The organism is Pantoea cypripedii (assembly GCF_002095535.1).
GTDB lineage: Bacteria > Pseudomonadota > Gammaproteobacteria > Enterobacterales > Enterobacteriaceae > Pantoea > Pantoea cypripedii.
The window spans coordinates 1,361,051-1,374,069 of sequence record NZ_MLJI01000002.1 but is presented as its reverse complement, the minus strand read 5'-3'; the positions used below and the strand labels follow the sequence as shown (position 1 = coordinate 1,374,069).

General features: G+C 60.4%; 4 protein-coding genes. All 4 read right to left on the bottom strand.

Features of this window, described 5'->3' with window-relative positions; genetic code table 11:
* Window positions 1-79: 79 nt before the first annotated feature.
* A complete protein-coding gene (locus tag HA50_RS27720; RefSeq protein WP_084879994.1) occupies window positions 80-328 on the bottom strand; it encodes a hypothetical protein in 249 nt (82 codons plus the stop codon).
* A 110-nt stretch (window positions 329-438) separates the two neighbouring features.
* Window positions 439-861, bottom strand: coding sequence for a hypothetical protein (locus tag HA50_RS27715; RefSeq protein WP_084879991.1), 423 nt, complete (start codon window positions 859-861; stop codon window positions 439-441).
* A 128-nt stretch (window positions 862-989) separates the two neighbouring features.
* Entirely contained in the window at window positions 990-1,259 is a 270-nt protein-coding gene (locus HA50_RS27710; protein ID WP_084879989.1) for a hypothetical protein, read from the bottom strand.
* The gene (locus tag HA50_RS27705; RefSeq protein ID WP_158087459.1) at window positions 1,249-13,008 is read right to left on the bottom strand and encodes a hemagglutinin repeat-containing protein; all 11,760 of its coding nucleotides are present in this window, start codon (window positions 13,006-13,008) and stop codon (window positions 1,249-1,251) included. The genes HA50_RS27710 and HA50_RS27705 overlap by 11 nt, the downstream gene beginning before the upstream one ends.
* Window positions 13,009-13,019 lie beyond the last annotated feature (11 nt).

Genomic DNA, 13,019 nt, shown 5'->3' with positions numbered 1-13,019 from the left:
GCAGATGATCATCCGGCTGGCAACTGAAGGGTAACTGACTGATAAAAAAGTAATCCCGGCTCAATAGCCGGGATCTTTTTTAAATTAAGCCAAGGTTTTCAGGCAGTTCTCTAACATATTCTCTTTTATCGCCGGTATATTCTTTAGATATACTTCGAAAAGTGTTAGCCAGATCATTTCTATCCTGCTCCTCCATGAGCTGTAGTTCGGAAGCCATTTGTTCTAAGGCTTCTACAGCCAAGTCAGGATCAAGCAACTCTTCATTTGTAAACTCCAAAAACACAGCAAGATCTGCAATAACTTTCACAAGTTTAATATTGTTATTCATTGACGACTTTTACCTCAATATTTTTAATGCCTAATTCATCGAACATTTTTTGTGCCCGATTCACTTGAGCTTGATTAGGAACTTCCCATCGACCAGTCATCCCATTATTTTTAAGGGCTTCCGACTGACGAACAGGTGGTCGTCTTCTGTTTGATTTCGTTGGCGATATACGGTGCCATCGCCCCGCTGGCTGCGGCACCCAGGTTACCGGCGCTCAGCCCGCCCAGTGCGCCTGCCACCGCGCTCGCCACCATCGAGTAGGTCCCGCCGATGGCCCAGTCTGCCGCCACCTTACCGGCCAGTTCCTGCGCGCCCTGCGCAAACGCCATCTGGTTTTCGACTTTCTCTTTGTCGAATATCTTGTCGATATGCCCGTTGGCGTTGTCGGTGTCACGGCTCAGCCCCGCTACATCCTGCGTCTGGTTTTGCCTGTCCGGCACCGCCGAACGGGTGATATCGGAGGTCCGACATGTTGACCATTGCCGGCAGAAAGCCACCGACGTAATGCTCAGCCGGTTTCTGGCTGCTGCCATAGCTGCAGCTGAGGAGTTCCGGGACCCTCGAACTTAAGCAAGGCCAACTGGCTATACGACGATAAGCTGAAGAGTACTGACAGGCAAAGAAGACCCCGGCTCAATGGCCGGGGTTTTTAGTTTTATATCTAACGATATTGGGCAGGGATGCTCTTTAATTGTTCATCTAAAGACCATCCTGTTGGTTTTTCCTTTTCTCTGAACCAGATAGCACCTTTTTCAATCCATTTCTCTCGATATTTTTTTAAGGCGTTAAGATTCATATCTTCATAACCAAATTCAACACCGCAACAATCACATATTTCATAGCTAGGAGTTAAACCATCGCTTCCCCAAGGAGGTTCTAGTTGTTTAGCACCACACACCCTACATATATTCAGTTCATTACTATTGTGCATTGAAGTAATCCATATTTGTTTTAAATCCATGTTCGGCAGGATCTGGCCTAAACATCGTTTTTGGCACTCCATCCGCCGTTTTTACAGCAAAAGTATTTGTTTTAGGATTATAGAATACCGTATCACCGTTTGGCCGTACTTTCGACAAAGTTCCTTCCGGTGGATTATTCACAAAGTCATGAGTTGCATCGACATATTGCTTTGCGTTCTGTAACTCCGGGAACTCTACTTTATGTTTATCCCAATGCCCATAAGCGTTTGAGACAGGGTCGTCCTTTTTGGTTTCCGTCCAAATTTGAGTATCTTTATCTTTTCCACTGGTCTGAGCATCATTGCTACGCCCATTCTCCTCATCCTCCGGTCCCCAGCCCCCAGGCGTTCCTGAACCACTCCCGCCCAGCTCCGCTTTCTCTTCATCACTCAGATTTGCACCAACGTTAGGGGCTGACTCACCGTCTTTATCCCCGTTAAGCGCATCTGCGATGGCTGCTCCAGCCGCTGCACCGGCACCTGCCGCAGCCATCCCTGCCCCACCCATCACCGGCTTACTCATATCAAGCGGGTTACTCAGGCAGGTTACCGTGCTGCACAGCGCATTATTCTCAACCGCATTCTTCCCGGCCACAGCCCCGGTCCCTGCACCCAGCGCTGAATCCGATGCCATCCCCCCGGCCAGTCCTGCCGCAATCTGGCTCAGTGCGCTGACTGTCTGTTTCTGGCTCTCAGTCAGGTCTTTCGCGTCGGTATTCGGGTACATCGATTTCACAATCGCATTCGCAATCAGCTCACCGCTGGCCGCGCCGGCGGCACCTGCTGCAGCGCTGTTCCCCGCCAGCTGCGCCAGCACCGCCCCCGCCACCGCATGGGCCATGGTGTTCGCCACCACGTTGACATCCTTTGTGCCGTCGGCGTAATAGGTGGTCGTCTTCTGTTTGATTTCGTTGGCAATATACGGTGCCATCGCCCCGCTGGCTGCGGCACCCAGGTTACCGGCGCTCAGCCCGCCCAGTGCGCCTGCCACCGCGCTCGCCACCATCGAGTAGGTCCCGCCGGTGCCCCAGTCTGCCGCCACCGCCTTGTAGGCCGGGTCAGCCAGCACCTTATCGTGCAGCTCTGCCTGCGACAGTGTGGCGTCATTCGGGTTCTCCTTAAGCAGGCGGTCCGACACTTCTTTTTCTGCCGCGTCCAGTTTGTAGGCGCTGACGTCCCCCGCCACCTTACCGGCCAGTTCCTGTACGCCCTGGGCGAACGCCATCTGGTTTTCGACCTTCTCCTTGTCGAAAATCTTGTCGATATGCCCGTTGGCGCTGTCGGTATCACGGCTCAGCCCTGCCACGTCCTGGGTCTGGTTCTGCGTATCGCGCACCGTTATCGTGCCGTCAGCCACCGCCGAACGGGTGGTGCCGGAGGCGCTGCCCGACATATTCACCAGCGCCGGTAACGCGGAGGCGGTGGATTGCTCTCCCGGTTTCTGGCGGCTGTCAAAGCTGCCGCTGAAGCCGAACGAGGCGCTGCTGGCGTGGTACTCCGCATGGTTACCGATGCTGTCCCAGCCGAGGGTGCCGGTGGAGAAGGTGTTATTGGCCGCATCGGCGGTAGAGGCAATCACCGCCCCGTTAAGCTGGGTATGATTACCGGTGAAAATGTCATAGCCGCCGTTCCCGGCAAACAGGCCGCTCTGGTCACCGACGCTGGCGTATTCGCTGTTGATTTTGCTGGTGCTGGCACTCACCCCCACCGAACCGCTCGGGGTGCCGAAGGTCACGCTGAAGCCGCCGCTGGCGCTCTGCTGTTTACTCTGGTAGTTATCGATATCCTGCAGGCTGGTTATCGTCAGATTATTGCCCGTATCCGCGACGATGCGGTTGCCCAGCGCCTGTGCGCCGGCGAGCAGCGTGTCGTTGCCGCTGCTGAGCGCCAGGGTGTCGCTGGCGTTAACGCGGCTGTTGACGTATTCGGTGCTGTTGCCGTTTTCTGACCCACTGGCCACATAGCCGCTGGCCTGCACGCCAATTCCGATCTTCTGACCATAGGAAATATGCCCCCCGACGCTCCAGCCAGACGAGGAGTTGCTGCTCTTCTGGTCGGTGTTATTGCTGGCCGCTATCAGGTTCAGGTCATGGGCAGCGGCCAGCGTCACGTTGCTGCCGGTGATGCCGCTGCCCGCCATGTTCAGGTCGCCACTGCTGCCATTCGCCCCTGTGGCGATTACGCTGACGTCACCGCCGCCGCTAAGAGAACTGCCGCTGACGGTGTTGCTGCTGTAATCCGAGCTGGACTGGCTTTTGCTGGCCCCGACGCTGAGTGAAATCGTGATCCCGGCGTCTTTCAGGTCACCTTTAGCCAGCGCGGTGGCGGACTGCGTTGCTCCTTTCCCCAGCGCCCAGCCGGTCTCCAGCATCTTCACGGCATCCAATGCCTTCAGGCGGTCATTCCCGGCCTCGCTGGCTTCCTTCGCCTGCGATCCCAGGGTCAATAGCGCATCAGTAATCGGGCTGCTGATCTGTAACGTCAGGCCGCTCTGCTTCTGCTCATACGACTGATGACGCGTCAGGGTATCGTTACCCGGATCGATGGTGACGGATCCGCCCACCAGGGTGACATTCTGCTTCGCGATGACATCAGAACCGGCGACATGGGCATCATTACCGGCAACCAGCGTGACGTTGCCGCCGGTGCTGCCGACCGCGCTGGCGCTCTGACTCTGGGTGGTGCCGTCCTGCTTCAGCTGCTGACGGGAAGAGGCACTGCCAAAGGTCACACCGAGGCCGCCCCCGCTGAACATGCCGCTTTTCTTCGTTTCGCTCAGACGGTAGCTACTCTGTTCTTCTGTGGCGGCGGTGATGCTGAGGTCATGACCGGCTTTCAGGCCGGTATCGCTCTCGCCCACCACCGAAGATCCTTTCACCGTCAGGTCGTTACCGGCCACGATTGAGACCTGGTCGCCACTCAGCTGTGAGGCTTTCTCCGTGGTGGAACTGTCCTCCGCAATGGTATGCGTGGTTTTTTTACTGAAAAGGCTCTTTTTGGTTTTGGTCGCTTCATCGTACGAATAATCACTCTCCGTCGCGGTGGTGATATTCACATCATGTCCGGCGTTCAGGGCAAGGTCGCCCGTGGCGTTAACCTGCGCGGCCCGGGTGGTGATATCCCGTCCGGCAGCGATGCGGGTGCTTCCGCCGCTGGCAAGCTCCGTGCCTTCCTGCGCGACGTCCTGCCGGATACTGACGCTCTGATGGCCGTGGTTTTCGCTGTAAGTGCTGGTCTGCTGCGCGTTCAGATTTACGTCGCGTCCGGCGCTGAGTGACGCATCTCCCGTGGCGGAGAGCTGTGCGGCCTGAGAGTTAAGGTCGCGGCCAGCGCTGAGCGACAGGTCAGCACCGCTGCTGACCACCGTGCGGGTGGCGTTGTTGTTATCGGTTTTATCGCTGCCGCTGGTCTGATGGCTGCTTTTATCCATCGTACTGAGGCTGAGGTCATTACCCGCCGTCAGGCTGGCATCTCCCTGGGCAGCGATCGCGCTGCCAGCCACCGTCAGGTCATGGCCCGCATAGGCTGCCAGATCGCTGCCTGCGCTGACTTCACTCGCCTGGCTGTCGCTGTTCTGGGTGCTGCCGTTCTTCGTGGTTTTACTGGTGCTGAGGGCATTACCACTGATGTTGAGATCGTTCAGCGCCACCAGTTGCAGGTCGCTGCCCGCCGTCAGCTTCGCGCCGGTGTTGTTGATGTCGTTACCGGCACTGATCGACAGCCCTTTGCTGGCGGAGATACTGGCAACATCACCGGTCTGAGTCTGGCTGAAGGTCAGCTGTGAGGTTTTGCCGCTACTGACGGGTGCTGCCGTCCACTGCTGCGCCTGGGTGACGTTATTGATATCACCGCTGACCGAAGCCAGCGCCACCGTCTGCCCGGCGATTGAGGAACCGATGTTATTGATGTCGCCCAGCGCGCTCAGTTGCAGGCTGCCGCCGGAGCTAATCAGCCCGGCACTGAGGTTATCCAGCGAGGTGCGGCTTTTCGCCGCCAGCTGGGTTTGCGCCTGCAGGGTACTGCCGCTGTTTACGATATGCCCGGCTTCGAGGTTCACGGTGTTACCGGCAATCACGCTGCCATCCGCGACGGTAGTGTCATCCGGGGACAGGTACAGTTTCGGGACCAGCACCGTCTGGCCGTTTACCGTGGTTTTTTCCCACCAGACGATACTTTTCGTCAGCCCGGCGACCTGATCCGGCGTCAGGCTGACGCCGAACTGCAGCCCCAGTCCCTGCTGCTGTTCCGCGGCATTGTCGAGCAGATACTGCATCTGCGCCAGGTCAGAGCCGGTGCCGCCGACATAGCGCTGTCCGGTCTGGCTGAGCACCGCGTTGCTGACATAGCGGGTATCAAAGGCGGCATCGCCGAGGAATTTATAGTCGGTGTCCGGTGCCAGATTCAGACGGTTCAGCAGATACGACGAGCCAAGAAACTGTGCCGGATCGGTATACACAGCCGCAGTTTCCGTCCGGGGCGTCGTACCGGGGGTGCCGACTGGTACCACAGGCGCGGTCACCTGAACCGAAGGATTTATGTTCTGTAAAACAGGGGTTGTCACCTGAGCCGTTTCAGCGGAAGAATCCAGCGTCAGTCCCGTGCCGGCCGGGGTGGATTTCTGCTCCAGGGTTGAGACAGCCGTTGCCGGTTTTGCCAGGTAATCATTCAGCGCATTAAACAGCGACGGATCGGTTTTCCCCACGCTGCCGAGCTGCGGGTTGGTGGTGATCAGATACGGGCTGGAAGGGTCCTGACTCGCCACAAACAGGCCATTGTTGCCGGTGGGCAGCGGGTAAGCGGTCAGGGCCGCGCCCTGGTTGCCGATTTGCTGCAGGGCATTGCTGACGGAACTGTTCCACTGCACTGACCCCACGACCAGATTGTTATCTGCTGCCAGCTGCTGGCTCTGCGTGCCGCTGACCGGCTGCAGGGCAGTAGTGCCGTTCAGGGTGGGTGCGCTGAGGGTATGCGTTAATCCGCCCGCGTTGGCCGTGGTGGTGGTATTGCTGATGTTATTGCTGAAGCTGGCGTTAACCGCGCCACCGGCCTGAATGACGGCGCGATATCCTTCGCCCGTGGTGGTGGTTTCATATTCCGGGGTGCCGGTCAGGTAGTAATCAAAACTGGCGTTATACGCCGTGCCCTGATAAACCTTACTGCCCTGCTGAGTGTCGAATGAGTAAGTCAGGTACTCCTGCTGCACCGAGGGTTGCCAGGACTGGTTATTCAGCTCGCTACCGGACAGCGAAATATCCTGCCCGGCCAGCAGGTTACCGGCGAGGTTATCCAGCGTATCGGCCGCCACGCTGAGGTTGTGGCTGGCAGCGATACGCCCTGCGCCACCGCTGGCCGTAACCGTAACCGTTGAGGTGCCGACCAGATAACGCTTCTCCAGCCCGCTATCCACCGGTTTGACATAGTTGCGGGTGACATTGACGCCGTTGTTCTTGCCGTCACTGCCCTCATGCGTGGTGACAGAGTAGGCTTCCAGTTCACCCGGCGCAAAATCGGCGTTGTAGAGCTTTATTTTGACCGGACTGCCCGCTGCCGGGCTGTCTGCTGCCTCCGTGGTGCCGGACGCCTCCAGCCCGTCACGCTGATTCAGCAGATGCCCGGTGTTAATGGTGATATCGCCGTTGGTGGTTTCGATATTGCCGGAGTTATTCACCACCTCCGTGCTGGCGTTGCCCGCCGCGTCTTTCTGCATCCACAGGCTGTTGCCCGCCAGGATATCGCCACGATCATTGTGCAGCTGGTCGGCCAGCAGCTGCATGTTATTTCCCGCGTACAGCAGCGCGTTGTTATACAGCTGACCCGGTGCCGACATCAGGACGTTCCCCGCCGCACCGACAAAACCGTAGTTGCTGAGCTGCCCCTGGCTGGTCAGACGAATATCTCCGCCCGACTGCACGCTGCCGCTGTCATTCAGGGTGATACTGGCGGCATCCACACCAACCGTTCCATTGCCGCCCTGCAGCTGGCCGTTGTTGACCATATTGCCGCTGGCGCTGAGCTGGATACCGTTGCCCTGCAGGGTGCCGAGCACGTTCAGATCACCCAGGGTGCTCAGACTCAGGGTCTGCCCGGCGGCCAGGGTGCCGGTCTGGGTGAAACCCGAGGCCAGCTGTAACGTCATATTCCCCAGCGCCAGCAGGCTGCCGGACTGATTCAGCTCAGGCGTGTTCAGCGTCAGGTCTCCGGCGCTGAACAGGTTGCCGCCTGCCTGGTTGTCGGTGTTGCCGAGATCCAGCGCGAGTAACTGGCTGCCAAACAGGGTGCCGCTGTTATGCAGCGCGTTCGCCGTCAGGTGCAGACGGTCGCCCTGCAGCTGTCCCTGATTACTGGCCTGGTCCACATTCAGCGTGCTGTCACCCTGGCCGGTCAGCGTGCCGCTGTTGTTCAGGCTGCTGCCGGTGAGCGTCAGCCCCTGCGCCTGCAGGACACCGCTGTTGGTCAGCACCGGCGCAGCAAGCGTCAGGCGATCGCCGGTCAGCAGGGTTCCCTGGTTGTTGAGGTTGCCGGAGAACGTCAGCTGACTTACGCCATCGCCCTGCACCTGCCCCTGGTTCAGCAGCGATTGTGCGCCCAGACTCAGGTTGCCCTGGCTGCGCAGCGTGCCGCCATTCAGATTGCTGACCGCGCCCTGGAGAGTCCCGGTCAGGTTTTGCTGCCCCTGCATCTGCCCGGCATTGGTCAGGCTCCCGGCGTTCAGGGTCAGGTTTTCGGCCTGAACCGTGCCGCTGTTGGTGATACCGGTCGCCGTCAGCGTGCCGGTGCCGCCGCTGAGCAGCGCGCCGCCCTGCTGATTCTGCAACTGGCCGCTGAGCGTGGCGGTCAGTGCACTGACCCCGGTCACTTTGCCGCTGCTGATCAGCGTGTCTCCCTGCAGGCGCAGGTTGTCCGCTGCCCAGTTGCCCTGATTATTCAGGCTGGCCGCCTGCAGGACAGCCAGGCCGCTGGACACAATGCTGCCCTGCGCCTGAGTATTGAGCGCGCCGCTCAGGCTGAGATCGGCGAGCGTGGTCGTCTGGATAGTTCCGTTAAGATCCAGCTGGCCGGCATGCAGCGTGGTGCTGTCCGCCTGCCAGCTGCCGTTGCTGGTCACGTTCCCGGCGGTGACGTTCAGCGCCCCCCGGGTCAGCATGCTGCCGGAGGTGGCGTTAGTCAGATCCTGCTGCAACTGCGCCGTCAGCGCCTGCAGGCCAATCAGGTTGCCGCTGTTCTTCGCATCGGTGCCATTCAGCGCCAGCGTGTTGCCCTGAATCTGTCCCTGGTTGGACAGATGCGTGACATTGACCGTGCCTGTTTTTTCACTCAGCAGCTTACCGCTGTTGTCCAGCGTGGCGGCCCCTGTCGTGATATCACCGGATGACAGCAGGCTGCCGGTGTTGCTGAGAACGCCCTGCACCTGCGCATTCAGCCCGGCAGTGCCCAGCAGCGTGCCGCCGTTGGTCAGGCTGTTGCCGCTCAGGTTAAGCTGCCCGGCCTGCAGACGGCCCAGGTTTTGCGTATTACCGGCATGGACATCAAGCGTCCCGGCTGACAGCAGCTGCCCCGGGGCACCGTTACTCAGGGTGTCGGCACTGAACGTGGCGCTGCCGGTGCCCTGCAGTAACCCGTTATTGGTAATGTTGCCAGCCGTGACGCCCAGGATCTGCGTCGCCAGCGTCCCGTTATTGATGACCTCTGGCGTGGTCAGTTGTGCATTCCCGGACGCGGCGATCACCCCGGTCTGCTGGTTAGTCAGGCTGTTGCTGGCGCTGATGCCCAGATCGCGGGTGGAAATGGTCCCCTGATTGACCAGCGTCTGGCCTTCCAGGTTCATCTGGTTCTGCGCCATCAGGCTGCCCTGCTGCTGCAGGGTATCGGCCTGAATATGCAGGCCGTCATCGGCGGTAATTGCCCCGCTGTTTGTCAGCTCACCGGCATGAATGTCTACCTTATCGGCTCCGAGCGCGGCGGCGCTGGTCAGCGTGCCCGCCTGCAGCGTGAGCGTACCCGGCGTGACCAGCCTGCCGCCGAGATCGGCTGTTCCGGCCGCCGTGATCCCCAGCCGGGTTTTCCCCTGTGTCTGGGACGCCCCGCCGGTGGTCAGCTGCTGAGCGTCCAGCGCCATGCTGCCATCGGCGGAGAGGAAACCGTTAAGGCTGGCGCTGGCGGCACTGACGCTGACATCCCCGCTGCTGCTCTGCACTGAACCGGCCCGGCTGGTCAGTGATGTTGCGTTAATGTCTGCGCCCTGCGTCCCGCTCAGGCTGCCGCCCAGCTCCGCCTGTGCCGTTTGCAGTGTCAGTCTGCCATCGGCAAGCAGCGTACTTGCGTCACCTGTCGTGACGCTGTCACGCACGTTCAGCGCCAGATTGCCGCTGGTGCCGGTCAGCCCCTGGTTACTGAGCTGGTTCAGCGTCAGCGTCTGGTCAGCGCCGGACTGTGCCGTGCCGTTATTGCTGAAGACATCACCGGTCAGCTGCTGGGTGCCAAGCGACTGCAACAGGCCATTATTGGTTAGTGTGGCAAAGCTGAACTGCCCGTTGCGATTCGCCGCCAGCGTGCCGTTGTTGCTGAAATTCCCGGAGGTGAAGTTCAGGTCACGCCCGGCAATCAGGCTGCCGGACCACTGGCCGTTGTTCGTGACGGTGGCCTGCACATCATTCTGTGCCGAGGTTTTACCGCCCTGCGCCGCATTCAGCACATCGGCACTGAGGGTAAGATTGTTGCCCGCGCTGGTGGTGCCATCGAGCTGTAGCTGGCTGGCAGTTAACTGCATATCGCCGGTTGAGGACAGCGCACCACTGCCGGTTACCTGCAGCGCATTTCCGCTGGCGTTGAGCGTCTGCCCCTCCAGCGCCCCTGCCAGAGTGGCGGTGTGGGCGGCTGCGAGTGATAACGCCTGGTCGCTGTGCACGCTGCCCTGCGAGCCGACGGTAAAGTCAGTCGCCTTCAGGTCTGCGTTCCCGCCAGCAGACAGCTGCCCGTTGAGCGTCTGCTGTGCCGCACTGAGCTGAATATCGCCGAGGCTGGTGATCTGTGAATCCTGCCCGGCCTGCAGGGTATCCGTATTCAGCGTCAGGCCGTTTTTACCGGTCAGCGCACCGCTGACGGAAGCCTTCCCGCCGTCAATGCTCAGACGATCGCCCGCGAACAGCGACCCCGCTTCCCCCTGAGTCAGCTGATCGGCAATCTGCAACCCCAGTCCCTGCTGTGAACCGACCAGCCCCTGGTTATCGAGCGTGCGGGTGGTGATATGCTGCGCGCCGCCCGACTGCATTTTGCCGCTGTTGCTTAGCGCGTCTGCGTTCAGCGTCTGCGTGCCCTGCGCCTGAATCAGCCCGCTGTTGGTCAGCTGCTGCGCAGTTAGCTGCGTATCGCCGGCGGCGGCAAGCTGACCGTTGCTGGTAAAACCGCTGGCATCCAGTCCCAGATTGCCGCCCGCCGTCAGGCTGCCGTTCCACACGCCATTGTTCCCGGCGCTGACCTGCGCATTACCGGTCGCGTATGTCTGTGCGCCGCTGCCGGAACTGAGCGAACCACTTACCAGATGCAGGTTTTGCCCGGCGCGCAGGTTACCGTTCAGCAGGGTGCTGCCGGTGGCCCGGAGATCCGCATCCGTGCCTGACTGCAGCTGTGAACCGGCAGCCGTGGTCAGCTGCCCGAAACGTCCGGTCAGCGCGCCGTCACCGGAGATCAACCCGCCCAGCTGCGCGCTGTCGGCGGTCAGGCTCAGGTCACCCGCGCTGGCCAGGGAGAAATCATCAGTGGTGCTGAGGGAACCAAAACTGAACTGGCTGTTCTGCTGCCCGCTGATGGTGCCCGCCAGTGTCGCCTGCCCGGCGTTGATCCCCAGCGCACCCCGGGCCGCGATCACGCCATTGGTACCCTGCGTCAGCGTCTGGTCGGCCGTCAGCTGCAGTGCACCGTCCGCACCGAGGGTGCCGTTGTTGTCCAGGGTGCCCGCCTGAATCTGCTGCGTCCCCGCCGCCTGCATCTTCCCGCTGTTATTCAGCGTCGTTGCCTGCGTCGTCTGCGTCTGTGCCTGCAGCGTGCCGGTGTTAGTCAGGGTATCGCTGAGGATGTGCTGTGCCCCGTTCGAAAGCAGGGTTCCGCTGTTGTCCAGCGTTGTGGCGTTAGCTGTCTGGGTTTGTGCCTGAAGTGTACCGCTGTTATGCAGGCTGCCGGCCCGGATGTCCTGTGTGCCGGTTGCCAGCATTTTCCCGCTGTTATCCAGCGTTGTGGCGTTAGCTGTCTGGGTTTGCGCCTGAAGTGTGCCACTGTTATGCAGGGTGCCGGTCCGGATGTCCTGTGCTCCACCTGCCAGCATGTCCCCACTGTTGTCCAGCGTTGTGGTCTGAACTGCCTGGCTCTGCGCCTGCAGCGTACCGCTGTTATTCAGGGTGCCGGATTGTATTTGCAGCGCTCCGGTTGCCAGCAGGGTTCCGCTGTTATCCAGCGCTGTAGCCTGAACCGTTTGCGTCTGTGCCTGGAACATGCCGGTATTGGTCAGGTGCTGAGTCGTCAGATTTGCATTCCCGCTGGCGGCGAACAGCCCGTTGTTCGTGAGGTCCCCGGCGTTCAGTTGCAGATCTTTCTCCGCCGTCAGGCTGCCCTGCCACTGCCCGTTATTACCCGCCGTCGCGCTGATGTTGCCTGCCCCCGTCACCCGGGCGCGAGTGCCCGAGGTCAGTTGCCCGGCGGCCAGCGTCATGTTGCCTCCGCTGCTCAGCTGGCTGTCCTGCACGGCAAGCTGTCCCTGGCTGCTGAGGCTCAGGTCACCGCCCGATTGCTGGGTGCCCTGCAGAGCAATGGATTGACCACTGGCGGAAAGCTTGCCTGCTGAACTGGCGTTGGCCAGCGTCAGTTTTCCGCTGGCGTCGATTTGCATATCGCCGACCGAAGCATTCAGGTTACCGAGATTGACGCCGACACCCTGCTCACTGGAGACCAGGTGAATACGATTGGCATACATGCCGCCCAGTGCACCGGTATCCACCGCCACTGAGGGCGCCGGGCCTGTTCCGGCAATTGCCGTGACAGAACCATCCGCCCCGACCCGGTTGGCCCCGGCAGTGACTGACAGATCCTTCGCATAGATCCCGGCATTGATCTGTGTAGCGCGGGCGACAATCGACACCGCATCCGCACGGCTGCCGTCCAGACCCTGGCCTTCGATCGTCACCGAACCCTGGGTCACCTCCAGCGCGGCCAGATTGCCGCTGGCATCCAGCTGCGGTTTACCGGTGGTCAGCGTCACGTTCGGGGTATTGATAAAGCCGCAGCCGTTACAGGTAATGCCATAGGGGTTGGCGACCATCACGCTGGCGGCTTTCCCCGCCACTTCGGTATAACCCTGCAGCTGAGAACGGCTGGCACCGGTCACTTCGTTGATGATGGCCTGGGCTTCATGTCCGGCGGTCAGATTTGGGTTGTTCTGGATCAGGCCGCCGAGCTGGGTCTGTGTGAGCTGGCCGGTGGCGTTGTTGAGGATCAGCCCCTCAGAACCGACGTTGTACTGCTGATACTGATTATGGGAGACGCCCGCCTGATTAGGGGTGGCGATATTAACCACCGGCACACCATTACCTGCCGCGTCCATCTGCGTACCGGGTGTCACGGGCGTGATGGCCGCCGCCGCGGCCGGCAGCATTGGCTGCACCGCAATCAGGTAGCAGACCAGATAACTCAGGGCGCGGCGGGAACGGGAGACAGGCTGGCGATCGTCCATAATCATGACCT